The 20,575-nt window shown below is 62.5% G+C and carries 20 protein-coding genes; 16 read left to right on the forward strand and 4 right to left on the reverse strand.

Going from position 1 to position 20,575, the window contains the following annotated elements:
• Positions 1-47: 47 nt before the first annotated feature.
• Positions 48-242: a hypothetical protein gene (locus tag AC1D11_RS15565; RefSeq protein ID WP_477649103.1), complete on the reverse strand. Its 195-nt coding sequence runs from the start codon at positions 240-242 to the stop codon at positions 48-50.
• Positions 243-255: 13 nt separating this feature from the next.
• Positions 256-1,041: a sulfite exporter TauE/SafE family protein gene (locus AC1D11_RS15570; RefSeq protein ID WP_477649102.1), complete on the reverse strand. Its 786-nt coding sequence runs from the start codon at positions 1,039-1,041 to the stop codon at positions 256-258.
• 93 nt (positions 1,042-1,134) lie between these two features.
• Here AC1D11_RS15570 and AC1D11_RS15575 point away from each other — a divergent pair, with 93 nt between their 5' ends.
• The 3 genes from AC1D11_RS15575 to AC1D11_RS15585 are packed head-to-tail and all read left to right on the forward strand — an operon-like array spanning position 1,135 to position 3,102.
• Positions 1,135-2,076: a LysR family transcriptional regulator gene (locus AC1D11_RS15575; RefSeq protein ID WP_477649101.1), complete on the forward strand. Its 942-nt coding sequence runs from the start codon at positions 1,135-1,137 to the stop codon at positions 2,074-2,076.
• Between the two features lie 4 nt (positions 2,077-2,080).
• Positions 2,081-2,749 carry an HD domain-containing protein gene (locus AC1D11_RS15580; protein ID WP_477651468.1) on the forward strand — a complete coding sequence of 223 codons (669 nt, stop codon included), beginning with the start codon at positions 2,081-2,083 and terminating at the stop codon, positions 2,747-2,749.
• Entirely contained in the window at positions 2,746-3,102 is a 357-nt protein-coding gene (locus AC1D11_RS15585; protein WP_477649099.1) for a hypothetical protein, read from the forward strand. Before AC1D11_RS15580 ends, AC1D11_RS15585 begins: the two co-directional genes overlap by 4 nt.
• Positions 3,103-3,301: 199 nt before the next feature.
• Here AC1D11_RS15585 and AC1D11_RS15590 read toward each other — a convergent pair whose 3' ends face one another.
• Positions 3,302-4,015 (reverse strand): Crp/Fnr family transcriptional regulator, encoded by a 714-nt coding sequence (locus tag AC1D11_RS15590; protein ID WP_477649119.1) that lies wholly within the window; start codon positions 4,013-4,015, stop codon positions 3,302-3,304.
• Positions 4,016-4,190: 175 nt separating this feature from the next.
• Here AC1D11_RS15590 and AC1D11_RS15595 point away from each other — a divergent pair, with 175 nt between their 5' ends.
• The 9 genes from AC1D11_RS15595 to AC1D11_RS15635 all read left to right on the forward strand — a co-directional run bounded on the left by AC1D11_RS15595 (position 4,191) and on the right by AC1D11_RS15635 (position 15,422).
• Complete coding sequence (locus AC1D11_RS15595; protein WP_477649098.1) at positions 4,191-6,137, forward strand: AMP-dependent synthetase/ligase; 1,947 nt, start codon at positions 4,191-4,193, stop codon at positions 6,135-6,137.
• A 148-nt stretch (positions 6,138-6,285) separates the two neighbouring features.
• Complete coding sequence (locus tag AC1D11_RS15600) at positions 6,286-7,068, forward strand: ABC transporter ATP-binding protein (RefSeq protein ID WP_477649097.1); 783 nt, start codon at positions 6,286-6,288, stop codon at positions 7,066-7,068.
• A 70-nt stretch (positions 7,069-7,138) separates the two neighbouring features.
• A complete protein-coding gene (locus AC1D11_RS15605) occupies positions 7,139-8,068 on the forward strand; it encodes a branched-chain amino acid ABC transporter permease (protein WP_477649096.1) in 930 nt (309 codons plus the stop codon).
• 24 nt (positions 8,069-8,092) lie between these two features.
• Positions 8,093-9,169: a branched-chain amino acid ABC transporter permease gene (locus AC1D11_RS15610; RefSeq protein WP_477651098.1), complete on the forward strand. Its 1,077-nt coding sequence runs from the start codon at positions 8,093-8,095 to the stop codon at positions 9,167-9,169.
• A 126-nt stretch (positions 9,170-9,295) separates the two neighbouring features.
• Positions 9,296-10,630, forward strand: a complete 1,335-nt coding sequence (locus tag AC1D11_RS15615) for an ABC transporter substrate-binding protein (protein ID WP_457281380.1) — start codon at positions 9,296-9,298, stop codon at positions 10,628-10,630.
• A gap of 187 nt (positions 10,631-10,817) precedes the next feature.
• Positions 10,818-11,627, forward strand: coding sequence for an ABC transporter ATP-binding protein (locus AC1D11_RS15620; RefSeq protein WP_477649094.1), 810 nt, complete (start codon positions 10,818-10,820; stop codon positions 11,625-11,627).
• A gap of 145 nt (positions 11,628-11,772) precedes the next feature.
• Entirely contained in the window at positions 11,773-13,032 is a 1,260-nt protein-coding gene (locus tag AC1D11_RS15625; RefSeq protein ID WP_477649093.1) for a phenylacetate--CoA ligase family protein, read from the forward strand.
• Between the two features lie 209 nt (positions 13,033-13,241).
• Positions 13,242-14,237 carry a tripartite tricarboxylate transporter substrate-binding protein gene (locus AC1D11_RS15630; RefSeq protein ID WP_457281383.1) on the forward strand — a complete coding sequence of 332 codons (996 nt, stop codon included), beginning with the start codon at positions 13,242-13,244 and terminating at the stop codon, positions 14,235-14,237.
• A gap of 231 nt (positions 14,238-14,468) precedes the next feature.
• Positions 14,469-15,422, forward strand: a complete 954-nt coding sequence (locus tag AC1D11_RS15635) for a Bug family tripartite tricarboxylate transporter substrate binding protein (RefSeq protein ID WP_477649118.1) — start codon at positions 14,469-14,471, stop codon at positions 15,420-15,422.
• Positions 15,423-15,505: 83 nt separating this feature from the next.
• On the opposite strand, the gene AC1D11_RS15640 is transcribed toward AC1D11_RS15635, so the two are convergent.
• The gene (locus AC1D11_RS15640; protein ID WP_436156923.1) at positions 15,506-15,808 is read right to left on the reverse strand and encodes a DUF1840 domain-containing protein; all 303 of its coding nucleotides are present in this window, start codon (positions 15,806-15,808) and stop codon (positions 15,506-15,508) included.
• Positions 15,809-15,951: 143 nt separating this feature from the next.
• Between AC1D11_RS15640 and AC1D11_RS15645 the strand changes: the two genes are divergently transcribed.
• The 4 genes from AC1D11_RS15645 to AC1D11_RS15660 all read left to right on the forward strand — a co-directional run bounded on the left by AC1D11_RS15645 (position 15,952) and on the right by AC1D11_RS15660 (position 20,573).
• Positions 15,952-16,701: a 2OG-Fe dioxygenase family protein gene (locus AC1D11_RS15645; RefSeq protein WP_477649092.1), complete on the forward strand. Its 750-nt coding sequence runs from the start codon at positions 15,952-15,954 to the stop codon at positions 16,699-16,701.
• Between the two features lie 158 nt (positions 16,702-16,859).
• Complete coding sequence (locus tag AC1D11_RS15650) at positions 16,860-19,196, forward strand: bifunctional salicylyl-CoA 5-hydroxylase/oxidoreductase (RefSeq protein ID WP_477649091.1); 2,337 nt, start codon at positions 16,860-16,862, stop codon at positions 19,194-19,196.
• Positions 19,197-19,233: 37 nt separating this feature from the next.
• A complete protein-coding gene (locus tag AC1D11_RS15655) occupies positions 19,234-19,722 on the forward strand; it encodes a MarR family winged helix-turn-helix transcriptional regulator (protein ID WP_457281386.1) in 489 nt (162 codons plus the stop codon).
• Entirely contained in the window at positions 19,719-20,573 is an 855-nt protein-coding gene (locus tag AC1D11_RS15660; protein ID WP_477649090.1) for an enoyl-CoA hydratase family protein, read from the forward strand. The genes AC1D11_RS15655 and AC1D11_RS15660 overlap by 4 nt, the downstream gene beginning before the upstream one ends.
• The last annotated feature ends 2 nt before the right edge of the window (positions 20,574-20,575 follow it).

Consider the following 20,575-nt stretch of genomic DNA (forward strand, 5'->3'; position numbering starts at 1 on the left):
CGGTAGCCGGTATAAAGAAAGCGTAAAAATCAGGGGTTTACCCCTGTTCAAGCCGATGCGTGAGACCGCATCACCACGCGCAGATGCAGCGCGCGCAGGGCGTCAATGTCGTCCAGCAGGGACGAGGCCAAAGGCAGCAAGGGATCACCCTGATCGCCCGCTTCCTCCAACAGCAAGACCAGACGCGCGGCCTTGGCATGGAGCGCCTCCATCGCCTGCGAAACCTCGCTGTGGTTTTCCATCGCACCGGCGTGGCTATCGCATCGCGCTGCGGGTAACCATGTAAACGCCTATCAGCAGCAGACCGGTGAAAAACAGGCGCTTGAAACCCTTCTCCCCCACCCGCCCGCGCAGCTTCTGGCCGGCGGCCATGCCCAGCAAGGCAGCGGGCAATGGCAGCAGCAAACTCCAGCCACCCGGCATACTGCCCATGGCAAAGGAGCCCTCCATCACCAGGCGCAGAAAGAGTGCGACGGTGGAAACGGTGAAAGACAGGCCCAGCGCCTGCACCAGCTCGTCTTTCTTGAGCGACAAGGCCTGCAGGTAGGGCACGGCCGGAAAGACAAACACGCCGGTGGCCGAGGTGATGGCGCCGGTCGCCAGGCCGGCAGCGAAGGAAAAAACCCGCTCACCGCGGGGCGGGACCACCAGCGGCAGCGCGCACAGCCCCAGCAGCGCATAAATGATCAGCGCGGCGCCCAGGCCTGCCGAGGCGAGGTCTGCATCGAGGGTGACCAGGCTGACCGGTGCCCACAGCGTCCCCGCGACCACCCCAGCCTGCAGCGGCCACAGGCGCCGCAACAGGCTTTCCAGCGCGGCGCCGTCCCACATTTGCCAGGCATTCGTCAGCAACGAAGGCAGGATCAGGATGACGGCTGCCTGCGCAGGCGGCATCACGCCGGCCAGCAAGCCCATGGAGAGCGTCGGCAACCCCAGGCCCACCACGCCCTTGACGAGGCCGGCCAGCAGGAATACGCCGGCGACGGCGGCCATCAAGAAGGTGTCGTTCCCTGCGCTCACGAAGTTGTTCATCGAGTTCATGTCGCCGATTCTGCGCAGCGGCGCGCTGGCGCTCAAGCGGTAATATCCGTTCACAGCCTTCGCCGTTGCCGAAGGCTAAAACGCCTGCAGCCCATGCCCGCCCCCCTTCGCTTTGACCTCATCGACCTTCGGCTGTTTCTGCACACCGTTGATACAGGGAGCATCACGGCGGGCAGCAAGCTTTCACACCTGGCGCTCGCCTCGGCGAGCGCGCGCATCCGCGGCATGGAAGACGTGCTCGGCGTCAGCCTGCTGGAGCGCTCGCGCTCCGGCGTGACATTGACGAAAGCCGGCGAGGCTGTCGCCCACCACAGCCGGCTTATGCTGCAGCAGCTTGAGCGCATGCACGGCGAGATCGGCGACTATGCCGGCGGGCTGGCGGGCAAGGTGCGTTTGCTGTCGAACACCGCCGCCATCACCGACTACCTGCCGCAGGCGCTGGCGGATTTCCTCAACGCCCACCCGGCCATCGACGTCGACCTGGAGGAGCGTCCCAGCCACCTGATCGTGTCGCAGTTGCTGGGCCAGGTGGCCGACATTGGCATCGTGGCCGACTCCGCCGACATCTCCAGCCTTGAATCCAAACCCTTCCGGCGCGACCGGCTGGTGCTGGCAGTCCCGCCTGGCAGCGGATTCGGCCGCCAGCGCCAGATTCAGTTTGAGCAAGCCCTGGGCCATGACTTCGTCGGCCTGGGGGAAGACAGCGCGCTGCAACAGCACCTGAACCTGCAGGCCGAACGCCTGGGGCTGCGGATGCGGACCCGCATACGGCTTCGCAGCTTTGAGGCAGTCTGCCGCATGGTGGAGGCCGGGGTCGGTGTGGCCGTAGTGCCGGCCGTCGCGGCCGAACGCCATGCGGGCGCGGGCAAGCTGCGCATCCTCAAGCTGACCGACACCTGGGCCGACCGGCAATTGCTGATCTGCGCGCGCCGCTTTGACCAGCTGTCGCTGCCGGCGCTTAGACTGGTCGAGTCCCTGTGCGCACCTGCCGCGCTGCCGGAGCGCCCACACACGCACCAAGCACCCACACGATAAAGTCATGCCCATGCAAATCCCTGAACCCACAGACCTGCTGGCCAGATCCTGGCGGCGTTGCGCGGGCGCCCTTGCCGTCCGGCCGATCGGGCCTTTGGTGTTTGATGAACTGGTGGCGCGCTATTCGGAACCGCACCGCAAGTACCACACGCTGCAGCACCTCACGGAATGCCTCGCGCATTTCGAGGCCGTCCGCGACCTGGCCGAACAGTCCGCAGAAGTTGAGATGGCGTTGTGGTTCCATGATGCGATTTATGACACGCAGCGCCACGACAACGAGGAAACAAGCGCCGACTGGGCTCGCGAGGTGCTGCTGGCGCACGGCACTGCCACGGCCGCCGCGCAGCGCGTTCACGACCTGGTCATGGCCACCCGCCATACGGCGCTGCCAGCCTCGCCTGACGAACAGCTGCTGGTCGATATCGACCTGTCCATCCTGGGCGCCGGCCCCGGCAGGTTTGCCGAGTACGAGCAGCAGATCCGGGACGAATACGCTTTTGTGCCCGCCGCCCTGTTCCAGCAAAAGCGGCGCGAAATCCTGCACGGTTTCCTGGACCGGCCTGTGATCTACAGCACGGCGCATTTCCGCGAGACGCTGGAAGCGCGTGCGCGCGAGAACCTGCGCAAGGCGATTGCCGGCACGACTTCGGCAACCAGCCCTTCAGCACCATGAACATCTGCCCCCATTGCCACCAGGCCGGAATCAAAACCTGGGAAAAACGTCTCTCCAGCCGCGGCAACCCCGCCACCTGTACCTTGTGCGGAGGGCTCTCGCATGTTCTGGCCAGCGCTGCGGGCGGCACATTTGTCCTCACATCCGTCCTGTTGGTGATTGCCGTCCTTGCCGGCTTCTTGACCAACTCATGGCTGGCCGGGTTGTCGGGTGGACTGCTGGCAGCGGCCTACAACCTGTGGGCATGGCAGCGCGAAGTGCTTTGGCCGATCCTCAAGGAAAACACCCAGGCTGCCAACCGTGCCAATTGGATATTCACCGCGGTTTCCTTCTTTATTTTGTTTCTTTCCTGAGGACGGCGGCTGTACTCGTCACGCCGCATCGCTCCTGATTTCATAGCTGCCCGCGCCCGTCCTGATTTGGTTTCAGGCATTTTTGATATTCAAAAACGACAAAAACCACGCCCCAAATGGTTCCCGGCAATTCAACCCATTCAACGGCCTGCTATTAATTCAGTAGCTGCTTGCGCTCGTCCCTATTGGCCTGCAGCCTTTATTTGCTTGAGAAAACACTGGAACGCAGGGCGCCCAGGTCGAGCACGCGCAGGCCGCCGTATTCGATACGGATAAAGCCCTGGGTCTGCAGCGTGCTCAGCGCCTCGTTCACACGCTGGCGTGACAGGCCCACCAGGTACGCCATTTCCTGCTGCGTGATGCGCAGGACTTCACCCACGCCCGGGTACAGCACCGGGTTGAACAGCGTGGCCAGGCTGCGCGCCACGCGGATGTCGGGGTTGTTCATGCGGTCGATTTCGCGCGCCACGATGAACTGGCCTAAGCGCTCATTGAGCTGGTTCATCACAAAGCGGTTAAAGCCGATGGAATGGTCCAGCAGCCAGTGGAAGTCGTCGACCGGCAACCCTGCCACCACCGTCTTGCGCAGGGCCTGGATGTTGTAGCGGTAGGGCTCGCGCTTGAGCACTGTGCCTTCGCCGAACCAGGCGCCCGGCGGCAGGCCGGTAAAAGTCATGGTGGCGCCCTGCTCGCTGTCGGTGCTCATCTTGAGCAAGCCCTCGACAACGCCGAACCAGTAGGTCACCGGCTTGCCGACACGGCACACGTAGTCGCCGATGTTGGCGTCGCCGACGCGCACGCTGGCTACGGCGCGCTCGCGTTCGGCCGGCAACAGCTCGTTCAGCCAATGGATGCCGGCAAGCTCCTGTGCGTCGGGCATGCGGGCACGGATCTGCATCGATTGGCCTGTCATCGTCACCATGCGCGCCGCCCTAAGGGAAAGTCCGGGGGAGTAATCACCCTTGAATTGTCGTCCGAACGACAACCTAACGTCAAACGCATGCCTACGATGCATTCACAAGACAACTTTCGGGCTAGCCGGCAAGCGAGCGACTCCCCGAAGGCATAACGACCGCGAGACAAGGACCATGCAGACCACTTTTCCGAGACTGTTGCTCAAACATGCGGCTGAGCGCCCCGGCGCCCCGGCCATGCGCGAAAAAGAGTACGGCATCTGGCAGGCGCACAGCTGGGCCGGCATGGCGCAGCTGGTGGAGTGCATCGCCTGCGGCCTGCATGAAGCCGGGCTGCAGCGTGGCGAGCACATGGTCATCATCGGCGCCAACCGGCCGCGCCTGTACGCCACCATGCTGGCCGCGCAGTCGCTGGGCGCCATACCCATTCCGCTCTACCAGGACGCCGTGGGCGCCGAGTGTGTCTTTCCCATCAACAATGCCGACGTACGTTTTGCGCTGGTGGAAGACCAGGAGCAGGTCGACAAGCTGCTGGAGATACGCAGCCAGTGCCCGCAACTGGACCAGATCATTTATGACGACCCGCGCGGCCTGCGCAACTATGCCGAGGCCGGACTGCAATCGCTGGACGCCTTGCTGGAAAAGGGTGAAGCCTTTGCCGCGAAACAACCCGGCTTCTTCAAGAGCGAAGTCGAAAAATCCCGGCCGGATGATGTGGCCGCGATGTTTTTCACCTCGGGCACCACGGGCAACCCCAAGGGTGTGGTCCACACCCACAACACCCTGCTGGACCGCGCCAAGGCCGGTGCCGACTTCGACAAGCTCACCTCCGGCGAGGAAGTGCTGGCCTACTTGCCACCCGCGTGGGTCGGCCAGAACATCTTCAGCTATGCGCAATGGCTGGCCTGCGGCTATGTGGTGAATTGCCCCGAAAGCGCGAGCACCGTGATGATCGACCTGAAAGAAGTCGGCCCGACCTATTACTTTGCGCCACCGCGGATTTTCGAAAGCCTGCTGACGACCGTGATGATCCGCATGGAAGACGCGGGCCGCATCAAGCGCGGCATGTTCAACTATTTCATGGGCGTGGCCAAACGTGCCGGCCCCTCGTTGATGGACGGGAAACCGGTGGGCGGGTTCGACCGCCTGCTGTATGCGCTGGGCAGCTTGATGGTCTATGGCCCGCTGCGCAATACGCTGGGTTTTTCGCGCGTTCGCGTGGCCTACACCGCGGGTGAAGCGATTGGACCGGACCTCTTTACCTTCTACCGCTCCATCGGCATCAACCTGAAACAGCTGTATGGCTCGACTGAGACCGCCGTGTTTGTGTGCCTGCAGCCGGACAACGAAGCACGCGCCGATACGGTAGGGGTGCCGATCAGCGGCGTGCAAATCAAGGTGGCCGACAACGGGGAAATCCTGGTGAAGTCCGCCGGCCTGCTCAAGGAATACTACAAAAACCCCACGGCGACGGCCGAGGTGCTGAGTGCCGACGGCTGGTATCACACCAGCGACGCGGGCTTTATCGATGCCAGCGGCCATCTCAAGATCATCGACCGGGTGAAAGACGTGGGCCGCATCAAGGGCGGCGCCAACGACGGCGCCATGTTCGCGCCCAAGTACGTGGAAAACAAGCTCAAATTCTTCCCGCACATCAAGGAAGTCGTGGCCTACGGCGACGGCCGCGAAAAAGTCTGCGTGATGATCAACATCGACTTCGACGCCGTGGGCAACTGGGCCGAACGCCGCAACCTGCCCTACGCCGGCTACACCGACCTGGCGCAAAAGCCCGAGGTCTACCAGCTCATCAAGGAATGTGTCGAAAAAGTCAACGCCGATCTCAGCGTGGATGCGCTGCTGGCCGGCTCACAGGTCAGCCGCTTCCTGGTGCTGCACAAGGAGCTGGACGCAGATGACGGTGAACTCACCCGAACCAACAAGGTGCGGCGCGGTTTCATCGCCGAGAAATACCAGCCGCTGATCGACGCACTCTATGGCGACAAGACCGAACAGTTCATTGAAACCGTCGTGAAATTTGAAGACGGCCGATCAGGCAGCGTCAGTGCGACGCTGAAGATCAGCGACACCCAGACTTTTGCGCCAGTAAAGGCGGCAGCATGAACAACAAGCAACAGCAAGTCCCCCAGATACCAGCTCGAGCCGCGGAACCGGCTTTGCCGGGCCGCAGGCGGGCGGCCCCCTCGGGGGGCAGCGTAGTACACGCAGTGACAAGCGTGGGGGCAAAGTTTGCACCTGTGAAGGCGGCAGCATGAGCAAAAAGATCGGCGACGTCATATTGGACGTCAACAACATCAGCCTGAGTTTCGGCGGCGTGAAAGCGCTGTCCGATATTTCCTTCAATGTGAAGGAGCATGAGATCCGCGCCATCATCGGCCCCAACGGCGCGGGCAAGAGTTCCATGCTGAACTGCATCAACGGCGTCTATGCGCCTCAGCAAGGCTCCATCACCTTTCGCGGCCAGACCTTCAAGCATATGAACAGCCACCAGGTGGCGGTCATGGGCGTGGCGCGCACTTTCCAGAACCTGGCGCTCTTCAAGGGCATGAGCGTGCTCGACAACATCATGTCGGGCCGCAACCTCAAGATCAAAAGCAACCTGCTGCTGCAGGCGCTGCGCATCGGCCCTGCCGAAAAAGAAGAAATCATGCACCGCGAGGCCGTCGAAAAAATCATCGACTTCCTGGAGATCCAGGCCTACCGCAAGACGCCCGTAGGCCAGCTGCCCTACGGCCTGCAAAAACGCGTGGACCTGGGGCGTGCCCTGGCCATGGAGCCACAAGTGCTGCTGCTCGACGAACCCATGGCCGGCATGAACGTGGAAGAAAAGCAGGACATGTGCCGCTTTGTGCTCGACGTGAACGACGAGTTCGGCACCACCGTCGTGCTGATCGAGCACGACATGGGCGTGGTGATGGACATCTCCGACCGCGTCGTGGTGCTCGACTACGGCAAAAAAATCGGCGACGGCACTCCCGACGAAGTACGCAACAACCCGGACGTGATCAAGGCTTACCTCGGAACGAGCCACTAACTATGAACAAAAAATCCCAGTTGAATTCTTCAAGCGGCCGCAGCGAGCCCGCAACAGGGGGGGCCTCGTGATGGGTTCTTTTCTCGAAACCATCATCGGCGGCCTCATGTCGGGCATGCTGTATTCGCTGGTCGCGCTTGGCTTTGTGCTGATCTACAAGGCGTCGGGCGTCTTCAATTTCGCGCAAGGCGCGATGGTACTGTTCGCGGCGCTGGCCATGGCGCGGTTCTCCGAATGGATACCGCAATGGACGGGCCTGGACAACAAGTTCATCAACAACGCACTGGCCTTTGCGGTCGCGCTGGCCATCATGGTAGTGGTGGCCTGGTTGATTGAAAAGCTGGTGCTCAGCAAGCTCGTGAACCAGGAAGGCGTGGCGCTGCTGATGGCGACGCTGGGCATTTCGTATTTCCTGGACGGCTTCGGCCAGACCATCTTCGGCTCCAGCATCTACAAGATCGACGTGGGCATGCCCAAGGATCCGATGTTCCTGCTAGAGGGTGTCTTCCAGGGTGGCCTGCTGGTGAACCAGGAAGACCTGGTCGCCGCGCTGATCGCCACCGCCCTGGTGGCGGCACTGGCCGCCTTCTTCCAATACACCAGCACAGGCCGTGCCCTGCGCGCCGTGGCAGACGATCACCAGGCCGCGCAATCCATCGGCATTCCGCTGAACCGCATCTGGGTCATTGTCTGGAGTGTTGCAGGCTTCGTGGCACTGGTGTCCGGCGTCATCTGGGGCAGCAAGCTGGGCGTGCAATTTTCGCTCTCGGTGCTGGCGCTCAAGGCGCTGCCGCTGGTCATTTTGGGCGGCCTGACTTCGGTGCCTGGCGCGATTGTGGGTGGGCTGATTCTGGGTGTTGGCGAGAAGCTGGCCGAGGTCTTTCTCGGGCCCTATGTCGGCGGCGGTATTGAAATCTGGTTCGCGTATGTGCTTGCGCTTTGTGTCTTGCTCGTTCGGCCTCAGGGCTTGTTCGGCGAGAAGATCATTGACCGCGTCTGACGCCGTTTTATCTAAAGAAAAATCATGTTTTACAGAGAAAACGGCCAGTTCAAAACCAACTACCGCGCAGACCAGCAGATCTTCCCGATCCTGCAGGACAGGATCGCCATCGGCTTGCTGCTGGCGGCTGCCTTTGTTGTCGTGCCGCTGCTGGCCAGCGACTACCTGTTCCGCGCGATCCTGATTCCCTTCCTGATCTTCTCGCTGGCAGCCGTTGGGGTGAACATCCTGGTCGGCTACTGCGGCCAGATATCGCTGGGCTCAGGCGCCTTCATGGCCGTCGGCGCTTATGGCGCCTACAACTTCTTTGTGCGCATTCCCGGCATGCCGCTGATTCCGGCACTGATCCTGGGCGGCTTGTGCGCCATGTTGTTCGGAATTTTGTTCGGACTGCCCAGCCTGCGCGTGAAAGGCCTGTACCTGGCGGTGACCACGCTGGCCGCGCAGTTCTTCAGCGACTGGATGTTCCTGCGCATCAAGTGGTTCACGATGGACACGCCTTCGGGTTCGGTGTCGGTGTCCAACCTGCAGGTGTTTGGTCTGCCCATTGAAAGCGCGCTGAGCAAATACCTGTTTTGCCTGGCCATCGTGGTGGTAATCACCCTGCTGGCCAAGAATCTGGTGCGCAGCGCGATCGGCCGCGAGTGGATGGCCATTCGCGACATGGACGTCGCCGCCGCGGTGATTGGGATCCGCCCCATGTACGCCAAGCTCAGCGCGTTCGCGGTGAGCTCTTTCATCATCGGCATCGCCGGCGGCCTGTGGGCCTTCATTTACCTGGGCGCCTGGGAGCCTGCTGCTTTTTCGGTGGACTACTCCTTCCGCCTGCTGTTCATGGTGATCATTGGCGGCATGGGCGCCATCATGGGCAGCTTCTTCGGTGCAGCCTTCATTGTGGTGCTGCCGATTGTGCTGAGCCAGCTGCTGCCGGTGCTGGCGGGCTGGCTGGGCATATCGATCTCGACGGCGGGCATCTCGCATGCCGAACTGATGATTTTCGGCGGTTTGATTGTGTGGTTTTTGATTGTCGAACCGCACGGGTTGGCCAAGCTGTGGGCAGTTGGAAAGCAGAAATTACGGCTATGGCCATTCCCCCACTAAAGCGTTCCGATGCGCCCGGCCTAGGGTTAAGAATTACTCGAAATCACCAATGCGCAATGGATAGTTAGGTCGTTTACTGAGGTGTCAGTTTTTTCACGGTGTTTATAAATTTTCCAGGAGACAACAATGAAGATTCGTAATGTGATGTTGGCGGTGGCAATCCTCGCCACCGGCGCTTCGTCCCTCGTGGCGACCAGCGCATTCGCCCAGGCGAAGGAGCAGTTCTTCCCGGTGCTGTCCTACCGCACCGGGCCTTACGCGCCCAACGGTGTGCCCTGGGCCAACGGCTATGTGGACTACCTCAAGCTGGTCAATGCGCGCGGCGGCATCAACGGCGTGAAGATCTCGTTTGAAGAATGCGAGACCGGCTACGACACAGCGCGCAGTGTCGAATGCTACGAACGCCTGAAAGGCAAGAACGGCGGCGCCACGCTGGTGCAACCGCTGTCTACCGGTGCGACGTTTGCCATCACAGAAAAAGCCCCCGTCGACAAAATTCCTGTGGTGACCGTGGGCTATGGCCGCAGCGAGAGCGCGGACGGCTCCATCTTCAAGTGGAACTTCCCGATTGCCGGCACCTACTGGGTTGCCGCCGACGCCATCCTCCAGGCCATCGCCAAGAAGGAAGGCGGCTTCGACAAACTCAAGGGCAAGCGGATCGCGCTGGTCTATCACGACTCGCCGTTTGGCAAGGAACCGATCCCGCTGATGCAGGAACGCGCCGCCATGCACGGCTTTACCTTGCAACTGCTGCCTGTTACCGCGCCCGGCGTCGAGCAAAAAGCCACCTGGCTGCAGGTTCGCCAGTCGCGCCCAGACTACGTTGCACTGTGGGGCTGGGGCATCATGAACACCACCGCCATCAAGGAAGCGCAAGCCACCGGCTACCCACGCGAGAAGATGTACGGCGTGTGGTGGGCAGGCGCAGAGCCTGACGTGAAAGACGTGGCTGAAGGCGCCAAGGGCTACAACGCCGTGACGATGCAGCACGGCGCCGAGCCGAACTCCAAGCTGGCCAAAGACATGCTGACCCTGGTGCACGGCAAAGGCCAGGGCACGGGCCCCAAGGAAGAAGTCGGCCAGGTGCTTTACATGCGTGGCGCCATGAGCGCGATGCTGGGCGTGGAAGGCCTTCGCGCTGCACAAGATCGTTTCGGCAAGGGGAAAATCATGACAGGCGAGCAAGTGCGCTGGGGCCTGGAAAACCTGAACCTGACACAGGCCAAGCTGGATGCGCTGGGCTTTGCCGGCGTAATGCGCCCGATCAGCACCTCTTGCACCGACCACATGGGTTCGGCATGGGCGCGCATCCATACCTGGGACGGCAAGGAGTGGAAGTTCACTTCCGACTGGCTGCAGGCTGATGAGCAGGTGATCAAACCCCTGGTCAAGTCCACCGCCGCCAAATACGCAACAGAGAAAAAACTGACAGCACGCACACCCGCCGACTGCCAAAGCTAGGCCCCCGTGGCGGCGCTCTGCGCCGCCTCCCCCTCAAGGGGCGGCACTGGCGGACCGGCAAAGCCGGATCCACGGTGCCCTTGCCTTGAAATCCTCCCGTATGGCGGGAGGGGTGCGGCTCTCGCGAGCCGCCAGCCTTGAGGGCTGATCGCCTTGCCAGCAGCCCTCAAGATTGGTCAGGAAAAATATGGACACACTTAACATCGTTCTCAACGTCAACGGCATCGAGGTCATCTACAACCATGTGATCCTGGTGCTCAAGGGCGTCTCGCTGCAGGTTCCGCAGGGCCGCATCGTGGCCATCCTGGGCGGCAACGGCGCAGGCAAGACCACCACACTGCGCGCGATTTCCAATCTGCTCAGGGGTGAGCGCGGCGAAGTCACCAAAGGCTCCATCGAGCTGCGCGGCGAGCGCATTGAAAACCTCTCGCCGGCCGACCTGGTGCAACGCGGCGTGGTGCAGGTGATGGAAGGGCGGCACTGCTTTGCCCACCTGACCATCGAGGAAAACCTGCTGACCGGCGCCTACACGCGCAGCAGCAAGGCGGAAGTGGCGGCCAACCTCGAAAAGGTCTACAACTACTTTCCGCGGCTGAAAACCCGGCGCACCTCGCAGGCGGCCTACACCTCGGGCGGTGAGCAGCAGATGTGCGCCATCGGCCGCGCGCTCATGGCCAGCCCATCGATGGTGCTGCTGGATGAACCTTCCATGGGCCTGGCGCCGCAGATCGTGGAGGAGGTCTTCAACATCGTGAAGGACTTGAACCAGAAGGAGCAGGTCACCTTCCTGCTGGCCGAGCAGAACACCAACATGGCGCTCAAATACGCCGACTACGGCTACATCATGGAAAGCGGCCGCGTGGTGATGGACGGTGCAGCCGCCGACCTGGCCAACAACGAAGATGTCAAGGAGTTTTACCTCGGCGTGGGCGGCGGCGAGCGCAAGAGCTTCAAGGATGTGAAGAGCTACAAGCGGCGCAAACGGTGGCTGGCGTAAGGCCCCCACGCTCCGCCGCTGCGCGGGTCGCTGCCCCCCGAGGGGGCGCTGCGCCTGCGGCCCGGCGAAGCCGGTTCCGCGGCCCCTGCTGGCTTGAAATCTCCGCATTGCACCGAGGGTATTGACAAGGTTTGGAAGATCTCAAATGACCACACATTACGACTCACTGGAAGTGCGAAGCCCTGCGGAACGCGAAGCGGCCCTGCTGACGGCCTTGCCGCAGCAGATCGCGCATGCCAAGACGCGGGCGCCTGCCTTCACCGCCATTCTCAAGGACGTTGACGCTCAAGCCATCACATCACGTGCAGAGCTGGCGCGATTGCCCGTCACGCGCAAGCATGAGCTCCTTGAGCGCCAGCAGGCCGAGCGCGCGCCCGGTGGCAGTGGCAACGCATTTGGCGGTTTCAGCGCCTTGCGCTACGGCGCGCACATGCCCCATGTTTTTGCCAGCCCGGGCACCATTTACGAGCCGGAAGGCAAGCGCAAGGACTACTGGCGCATGGCCAGGGCCCTGTATGCCGCGGGCTTTCGCGCCGGCCAGCTGATTCACAACAGTTTCAGCTACCACTTCGTGCCAGCAGGCTCCATGATGGAAACCGGCGCACATGCCCTCGGTTGCACCGTGTTCCCGGGCGGCACCGGCCAGACGGAGCAGCAGGTACACGCCATGGCGGAACTCAGGCCGGCCGGCTACATCGGCACACCAAGCTTCCTGAAAATCATCATGGAGAAGGCCGCCGAAATGAAGGTGAAACTGCCGACCGTGACGCGTGCCCTGGTTTCAGGCGAGGCTTTTCCCCCCAGCCTGCGCGACTGGCTGGGTGAGCGCGGCATTGCCGGCTACCAGTGTTATGCCTCGGCCGACCTCGGCCTGATTGCCTACGAAACCGAAGCGCGTGAAGGCCTGGTTCTGGATGAAGGCGTGATCGTGGAAATCGTGCGCCCTGGAACAGGTGACCCGGTGGCCGAAGGCGAAGTGGGAGAGCTGGTGGTGACCACCCTGAATCCCGGCTACCCGCTGATTCGCTTTGGCACGGGCGACCTTTCCGCCATCCTTCCAGGCACCTGCCCCACGGGACGCACCAATGCGCGCATCAGGGGATGGATGGGAAGGGCCGACCAGACCGTCAAGGTCCGAGGGATGTTTGTACACCCCGGGCAGGTCGCTGACATTGCCCGGCGCTTTCCTGAAGTGATCAAGGCCAGGCTGGTGGTCAGCGGAGAGATGGCGAGTGACAACATGCACTTCCAGGTCGAAACCGCTTGCGCCCCGGATGGCCTGGACCAGCGTATCGGCGACGCCATCCGTGACGTCACCAAACTGCGTGGAACGGTACAGCTATTGGCTCCGGGAAGCCTCCCCAACGACGGAAAGGTTATTGAGGACGCACGGAGTTACAAATAGAGCCCCCACGCTTGTCGCTACGCGTACTGCGCTGTCCCCCCTAGGGGCGCTGCGCCTGCGGCCCGGCAAAGCCGGTTCCGCGGCCCCTGCTGGCTTGAACGCCTAAGCCACTCTGCAAAGGGACCGGGGGCTTGCCCTTACGTAGTTCCCGCGATGTTTGCGCAGTAAGCGGACCGTAAACTTGGCGCGTTCATCACAAGGAGACGCTCATGAAACGCCTGTTAGTCCTCGCCGCCGCTGCAACGGCCATGTTTGCAGCCCACGCGCAAGCCCCTGCCTTCCCCGGCTCCAAGCCTGTCACCCTGGTGGTGCCTTTCGCGGCCGGCGGCCCAACCGACCGCGTGGCACGCGACCTGGCCGAAGCCATGCGCAAAGCCATGGGAGGCAGCGCCAACTTCGTGGTGGAAAACGTCAACGGCGCCGGCGGCACTATCGGTGCGGCCAAGGTAGCCCGCGCAACACCTGATGGCCACACCTTGCTGGTGCACCACATCGGCATGGCGGCTGCGCCGGCCTTGTACCGCAAGCTGCCCTACAAGGTGCTGGACGACTTCGAGTTCCTGGGCATGATCAACGAAGTGCCCATGACCATCATCGGCAAACCGCAGCTGCCGGCCAACAACTACCGCGATTTCGAGAACTACATTCGCGCCAATGCCGGCAAACTCAACATCGCCCATGCCGGCCTGGGTTCCGCATCGCACCTGTGCGGCCTGATGTGGCAGGCAGCCATCAACGCCAAGGACGCGATGACCACCATCCCCTTCGGCGGCACGGCGCCGGCCATGAATGCTCTGGTGGGCGGACAGGTCGACATGATGTGTGACCAGACCACCAACACCACCGGCCAGATTGAAGCCGGCCGCGTCAAGGCGTTTGCGGTCACGACCGCCAAACCGCTGAAGAACAACAAGCTGCTCAAGGACTACCCGACGCTGCAGGAAATGGGCCTCAAAAACTTTGACCTGACGATCTGGCATGGCATGTACGCCCCCAAGGGAACGCCGCCGGCCGTGATGACCCAGCTCAACAACGCCCTGAAAGTGGCGCTCAAAGACCCCGACTTCATCAAGAAGCAGGAAGGCCTTGGCGCCGTGGTGGTGACCGACAAGCGCGTCGAACCCGCCGCCCACAAGGCTTTTGTATCGGCCGAGATCAACAAGCTCAAGCCCGTGATCGACGCCGCCGGCAAGTTCGCCGACTGATCCGTTGACCGTTTGATTGCCAGCCGCCCGGTTCACGCCGGGCGGCTTTTCTTTTTTTGGGTGGCTGGGTTGAAACCCTCTTGAAGCATGGACCCACGCACGCTATCTTCATGTGACCCCCGGCCGCGCCGGCCATCCCTGGAGCCCCTCTTGAACAACAACAGCAAGCCCTTTCTTTCCCATCGCTACGGCGCTTTCCTGGCCACCGCACTGACCGCCGTCGCCACCTTTATGGCCACGCCCTCCGCCTGGGCGCAAAGCGCCAGCTGGCCCACCAGGCCCGTCAAAATCGTCGTGCCCTTCGCGCCAGGCGGCACCACCGACATCCTGGCCCGCGCCATGGCACCTGAACTCTCCAAGGCATTCGGGCAGCCCTTTGTGGTTGAGAACCGTGCCGGTGCCGGCGGCAACATTGGCGCAGACGTGGTCGCCAAATCCACACCTGACGGCTACACCCTGCTGATGGGCACCGTGGGCACGCATGGCATCAACAAGTCGCTGTACAGCAAGATGGCCTACGACCCGCAAAAGGACTTCGCGCCCATCACGCTGGTCGCGGGCGTACCCAACGTGATGGTGGTGAATACCGAAAAGGCGAAAGCCGCCGGCATCAACAATGTCACGGACTTCATACGCGCGGCCAAAGCCAAGCCCGGCACTTTCAACATGGCCTCCAGCGGCAACGGCACGTCCATCCACCTGGCGGGTGAACTGTTTAAGACCATGAGCGGCACTTACATGACCCATTTCCCCTATAGCGGCTCCGGCCCGGCACTGCTGGCGCTTGTGGGTGGCGACATGGATGTGATGTTCGACAACCTGCCGTCTTCCATGCAGCTCATCAAGTCCGGCAAGCTCAAAGCCCTGGCCGTGACCAGTTCCGAGCGCTCGGCCGCCCTGCCCGACGTCCCCACCATAGAGCAGGCCGGTGGCCCGACCATGAAAGGTTTCGATGCGAGCTCCTGGTTCGGCCTGCTTGCCCCCGCCGGCACGCCGCCCGACATCGTGAACCGCATCCAGCAGGAAACCGCCAAGGCGCTGGGTACGCCTGCGATGAAAGAGAAACTGCTGGCACAGGGTGCAATTCCGAGCGGCAATACGCCGGCACAGTTCACGGCTTTTATTAACGCCGAACACAAGAAGTGGGCGCAGGTGGTGAAGGCTTCGGGGGCGAAGGTGGACTGAGTGCATATCAACTCACCACGCAAAAAGCCCTGTCACCAGGGCTTTTTTAATATGGGTCGGCGCGACCGCTGGGCCTGCAGAGCCTAAACGCCCCAAACCACCTCATGCCCCGACTTCAGGTTGCGCTGCAGCATGTCGATAAAGGGCACGGCGCGCTGGCGCAGGCCCAGGCCGTCGCCGGGGACGACGCCGTCTTCGGCATTGGCGTCGTGGGCTTCTTCATGCGCGATCGCTGCCTGCAGGGCGGCGATCGCGGCGGGCATTTGCTCGGGCAGGATGATGCCTTTGGGGGCGGGGTCTTTGCCGATGATTTCGAGGACCTTGCGGCCGTTGGCTTCGAGCATGATCACATCGCCGGCATCTTTGGATTTGAATTTGTAAAGCATGGATAGCTCCTCAAGTTGGACAGACGAGCCATTATGGAAAGTTTTCGGGCCCATGTATGTAGGCAGGTTTCACTTCCTGGGGCCGAGGGGCTTTGCGGGCCCGGGTGCGGGACCGGCCGCGCGGCTCAAGCAAAATAGGGCCCATGTTCAATATCGCCACTGTCCCCAAGTCGGCTCGCCAGGCGCTCAGCCAGGATGGGCTGAGCCTGCTCAACCCTGCCGAGCTGACAGCCACACTGGAACTGCCGACGCCGGCATGGACATCAGGCTGGCAGGCGCTGACAGACTCCTGGAACCGCTTGCCGCCTGACGCCCATCTGAAGGACGGCGGCCACTACCGCAAACGCCGTCATTCCTGCTTCGTCCAGGAGCTGGCCGCAGGCACGCTCACGCAAACCCCGCACCGCGCCCACTGGCAACCCACCGACTACAACGCCCTGCACGGTGGCTTCGAGCGCTGGTTCGACCCGGTCGAGCCAGCGGTAGCCACAGCCCCGGCATGGACGGACCTGCTGGCTAACCTGGGCAAGCTGTTTGCGCAAGTGCAACCCGCCGGGCGCTGGCATATTGAAGCGCACCAGTTCCGCATCGATACCGCGGGCGGGGTAGGCCGGCCCACACCTGAAGGCGCACATCGCGACGGTGTGGACTTCGTGGTGGTGATGATGGTGGCGCGGCACGGCGTCAAAGGCGGCGAAACCCGGGTGTTCGATGCAAACGGCCCGCACGGTGTGCGCTTTGTGATGCAGGAGCCCCTGACGGCGCTTCTGCTGGACGATGCCCGGGTCATTCACGAGACCACGCCCATACTGCCGGCAGACGATCGGGCCGGCGGTAGTTTTCGGGATACGCTGGTGCTCACTTACCGGGCAGCAGGCTTTCAGGCACCCTGAAACGCAGTTCGCGCAACGGCCGTAAATATCCCCGCGGCCTCTTCCCGCTGCGGTAACACCCGTTTTCCGGTGTTGCGAAAAACATCGGAAAACCCGCTTGACGGATTTAGTTTAAACCTAAACAATTAAGGTTAAACTAATCCAGAGAGTACGCATTCATGCACATTCTTTGCCTGGGCGGTGGTCCCGCAGGCTTGTATTTCGCCCTGCTGATGAAGCTGCAAAACCCGGCGCATCAGGTGACGGTGGTCGAGCGTAACCGGCCTTTTGACACCTTCGGCTGGGGCGTGGTGCTGTCGGACCAGACGCTGGGCAACCTGCGCGTGGCCGACCCGGTCAGCGCGCAGCTGATCGGCGACGCCTTCAACCACTGGGATGACGTGGAGGTGTTTTTCAAGGGGCGCTCGGTGCGCTCCGGTGGCCACGGTTTTTGCGGCATCGGCCGCAAGCGCCTGCTCAACATCCTGCAGGAGCGCTGCATCGCGCTGGGCGTGGACCTGGTGTTCGAAACCGACGTGCAGGACGACCAGGCTATCGCTGCGCAATACAACGCCGACGTGGTGATCGCCAGCGACGGTCTGAACAGCCGCATCCGCAACCGGTATGCGGAAACCTTCAAGCCCGACGTGGAGCTTCGCGCCTGCCGTTTTGTCTGGCTGGGCACGCACAAGACGTTCGACGCCTTCACCTTTGCCTTCGAGCAGACTGAGCATGGCTGGTTCGCCGCGCATGCCTACAAGTTTGACGAGAACACTTCGACCTTTATCGTCGAGACACCCGAGGCCGTGTGGAAGGCGCACGGCCTGGACCAGATGAGCCAGGAAGACGGCATCGCATTTTGTGAACGTCTGTTTGCCAAATACCTGGACGGCAACCCGCTGATGAACAACGCGACGCATGTACGCGGCTCGGCCATCTGGATACGTTTCCCGCGTGTGGTGTGCGAGCGATGGGTGCATGAGGCCGCTATCAACGGCAAGCAGGTGCCGATTGTGTTGATGGGCGATGCGGCGCACACGGCGCATTTCTCGATTGGCAGCGGGACCAAGCTGGCACTGGAAGACGCGATTGAGCTGACCAACTGCTTTGCCCAGCACGGTGATGCCACCGCGGCGCTGCAGGCTTATGAAGCGCTGCGCTCGGTCGAGGTGCTGAAGATACAAAACGCGGCGCGCAACTCGACCGAGTGGTTCGAGAATGTGGACCGCTACAGCGGCATGGAAGCCGAGCAGTTCTTTTATTCGCTGCTCACACGCTCGCAGCGCATCAGCCACGAGAACCTGCGCGTGCGCGATGCCGCCTGGCTGCAGGGCTATGAGCAATGGTTGGCTAAAAGCAGCGCACCGCATGCGCCGCCGCCCATGCTGCTGCCTTTGAAGACCCGCGAACTGAATCTGAAGAACCGCATCGTCGTTTCTCCCATGGCTACCTACAGCGCGGTAGACGGCGTGCCGCAGGACTTCCATCTAGTGCACCTTGGCGCACGCGCGCTGGGCGGCGCTGCACTGGTGTTTGTGGAAATGACCGCGCCATGCGCAGAGGGCCGCATCACCCCCGGCTGCCCGGGCCTCTGGAACGAAACGCAAGCCAAGGCGTTCAAGCGCATCGTGGATTTTGTGCACGCCTCGGGCGCTGGCGCCAGGATTGGCATGCAGCTCGGCCACAGCGGCCCCAAGGGCTCAACGCAAGTCGGCTGGGAGCAACCCGATGAGCCGCTCGCCACCGGCAACTGGCCGCTGCTGGCGGCCAGCGCTGTGGCTTACGGCATCACCAACCAGGTGCCGAAAGCCATGACGCGCGGCGACATGGACCGCGTCAAGGCGGAGTTCGTGCAGTCCACGCATTACGCAGCCGAAGCGGGCTTTGACTGGCTGGAACTGCATTGCGCCCACGGCTACCTGCTGTCGAGCTTTATCACGCCGCTGACCAACCAGCGCACGGACGACTACGGCGGCAGCCTGGAAAACCGCTGCCGCTTTCCGCTGGAGGTGTTTGCCGCCATGCGTGAAGTGTGGCCGGCGCATCTGCCGATGAGCGTGCGCATTTCGGCGCACGACTGGGCGCCGGGCGGTAACACGGCGGATGACGCTGTGGCCATCGCACGGATGTTCAAGTCAGCAGGGTGCGACTTCATCGACGTCTCGTCGGGCCAGACCACGCGCGCGGCCAGGCCGGTTTACGGCCGCATGTACCAGACGCCGTTTGCCGACCGCATCCGCAACGAGGTGGGCATACAGACCATCGCCGTGGGCGCGATCTCGGAAGTCGACCATGTCAACAGCATCATCGCCGCCGGCCGTGCCGACCTGTGCGCCATTGCCCGGCCGCACCTGGCCGACCCCGCCTGGACGCTGCACGAGGCCGCCAGGCTGCAAAGCCGGCATGTGGACTGGCCTCTGCCCTACCTGAGCGGGCGCGACCAGCTCTACCGTGAACTCTCAAAGAAAAAAGAGCTTGCAACCCAGGAAGATCGGGCGCAAGCAGCTATCAAATAGATAGCGCCAACGAATTACACCATCAAGGAGACAAGCCATGGACATGGAAGCAAGAGGGCACAGCGAACACCCCGAGGCCTTGCGGCTCTGGCTGCGCATGCTGACCTGCACACAACTGGTCGAGAAGCAGGTGCGTACCCAATTGCGCGAGCAGTTCGACACCACCTTGCCGCGCTTTGACCTGATGGCGCAACTTGAGCGCAGCCCGGAAGGGCTGAAGATGAACGAGCTGTCGCGCCGCATGATGGTGACCGGCGGCAACGTCACGGGCATTACCGACCAGCTGGTGAATGAAGGGCTGGTGGAGCGCGTGGATGTGGAGGGTGACCGCCGGGCCTATCGCGTTCGCCTGACCCCGCGGGGGCGAAAACTGTTCGACGAAATGGCAAACGAGCATGAAGCCTGGATCGTCGCGGCCTTTGAGGCTTTGTCACCACGCGAGGTGGAGTCCCTGCACAAACTGCTGGGCAAGGTCAAGCAACACCACAACGCCCTGCTGGCCGACAGCAAACTGGAAACGACATGAAGCACTACATCAAGCTGGGTAACCCCATGCACGCGCAGTTTGATGCGCTGGCCCATCACCAGGCGGAGCATTTCGCTTACGCCTTCGACGCCAGCGTCGCGACGCTGACGCTGAACAGGCCCGAGCGCAAGAACCCGCTGACCTTCGACTCCTACGCGGAGCTGCGCGACCTGTTCCGCACGCTGAACACCGCCACCGACGTAAAGGCGGTGGTCATCACCGGCGCCGGCGGCAATTTCTGCTCGGGCGGCGACGTGCACGAGATCATCGGGCCGCTCACCAAGATGACCATGCCGGAAATGCTGGAGTTCACGCGCATGACGGGTGACCTGATCAAGGCCATGCGCCTGTGCCCCCAGCCCATCATCGCGGCGATTGACGGTATCTGCGCCGGCGCCGGTGCCATGATGGCGCTGGCCGCCGACATGCGCCTGGGCACGGCCCAGGCCAAGACGGCGTTCCTCTTCACGCGCGTGGGGCTGGCCGGTGCCGACATGGGGGCCTGCGCGTTGCTGCCGCGCCTGATCGGACAGGGGCGCGCATCGGAACTGCTGTTTACCGGCAGATCCATGAGCGCGCAGGAAGGCTTGCAGTGGGGCTTCTTCAACGCGCTGCACGAGCCGAAAGATGTGCTGCCACAGGCGCAAAAGCTGGCACAAGAGCTGGCTGACGGCCCGACCTTTGCGCACGGCATGACCAAAACCATGCTGCACCAGGAATGGGCGATGACGCTGGACCAGGCGATAGAGGCCGAAGCACAGGCACAGGCTATCTGCATGCAGACGCAGGATTTCACCCGCGCCTACGAGGCGTTTTCGGCCAAGCAAAAGCCCGTGTTTCGCGGCGACTGAAG

The sequence above is a fragment of the Polaromonas sp. P1_E11 genome, assembly GCF_056405995.1.

Coding starts and splice junctions, on each gene's coding strand:
- AC1D11_RS15565 (WP_477649103.1), bottom strand. CDS start 242: ATGGAAAACCACAGCGAGGTTTCGCAGGCGATGGAGGCGCTCCATGCC.
- AC1D11_RS15570 (WP_477649102.1), bottom strand. CDS start 1,041: ATGAACTCGATGAACAACTTCGTGAGCGCAGGGAACGACACCTTCTTG.
- AC1D11_RS15575 (WP_477649101.1), top strand. CDS start 1,135: ATGCCCGCCCCCCTTCGCTTTGACCTCATCGACCTTCGGCTGTTTCTG.
- AC1D11_RS15580 (WP_477651468.1), top strand. CDS start 2,081: ATGCCCATGCAAATCCCTGAACCCACAGACCTGCTGGCCAGATCCTGG.
- AC1D11_RS15585 (WP_477649099.1), top strand. CDS start 2,746: ATGAACATCTGCCCCCATTGCCACCAGGCCGGAATCAAAACCTGGGAA.
- AC1D11_RS15590 (WP_477649119.1), bottom strand. CDS start 4,015: ATGACAGGCCAATCGATGCAGATCCGTGCCCGCATGCCCGACGCACAG.
- AC1D11_RS15595 (WP_477649098.1), top strand. CDS start 4,191: ATGCAGACCACTTTTCCGAGACTGTTGCTCAAACATGCGGCTGAGCGC.
- AC1D11_RS15600 (WP_477649097.1), top strand. CDS start 6,286: ATGAGCAAAAAGATCGGCGACGTCATATTGGACGTCAACAACATCAGC.
- AC1D11_RS15605 (WP_477649096.1), top strand. CDS start 7,139: ATGGGTTCTTTTCTCGAAACCATCATCGGCGGCCTCATGTCGGGCATG.
- AC1D11_RS15610 (WP_477651098.1), top strand. CDS start 8,093: ATGTTTTACAGAGAAAACGGCCAGTTCAAAACCAACTACCGCGCAGAC.
- AC1D11_RS15615 (WP_457281380.1), top strand. CDS start 9,296: ATGAAGATTCGTAATGTGATGTTGGCGGTGGCAATCCTCGCCACCGGC.
- AC1D11_RS15620 (WP_477649094.1), top strand. CDS start 10,818: ATGGACACACTTAACATCGTTCTCAACGTCAACGGCATCGAGGTCATC.
- AC1D11_RS15625 (WP_477649093.1), top strand. CDS start 11,773: ATGACCACACATTACGACTCACTGGAAGTGCGAAGCCCTGCGGAACGC.
- AC1D11_RS15630 (WP_457281383.1), top strand. CDS start 13,242: ATGAAACGCCTGTTAGTCCTCGCCGCCGCTGCAACGGCCATGTTTGCA.
- AC1D11_RS15635 (WP_477649118.1), top strand. CDS start 14,469: ATGGCCACGCCCTCCGCCTGGGCGCAAAGCGCCAGCTGGCCCACCAGG.
- AC1D11_RS15640 (WP_436156923.1), bottom strand. CDS start 15,808: ATGCTTTACAAATTCAAATCCAAAGATGCCGGCGATGTGATCATGCTC.
- AC1D11_RS15645 (WP_477649092.1), top strand. CDS start 15,952: ATGTTCAATATCGCCACTGTCCCCAAGTCGGCTCGCCAGGCGCTCAGC.
- AC1D11_RS15650 (WP_477649091.1), top strand. CDS start 16,860: ATGCACATTCTTTGCCTGGGCGGTGGTCCCGCAGGCTTGTATTTCGCC.
- AC1D11_RS15655 (WP_457281386.1), top strand. CDS start 19,234: ATGGACATGGAAGCAAGAGGGCACAGCGAACACCCCGAGGCCTTGCGG.
- AC1D11_RS15660 (WP_477649090.1), top strand. CDS start 19,719: ATGAAGCACTACATCAAGCTGGGTAACCCCATGCACGCGCAGTTTGAT.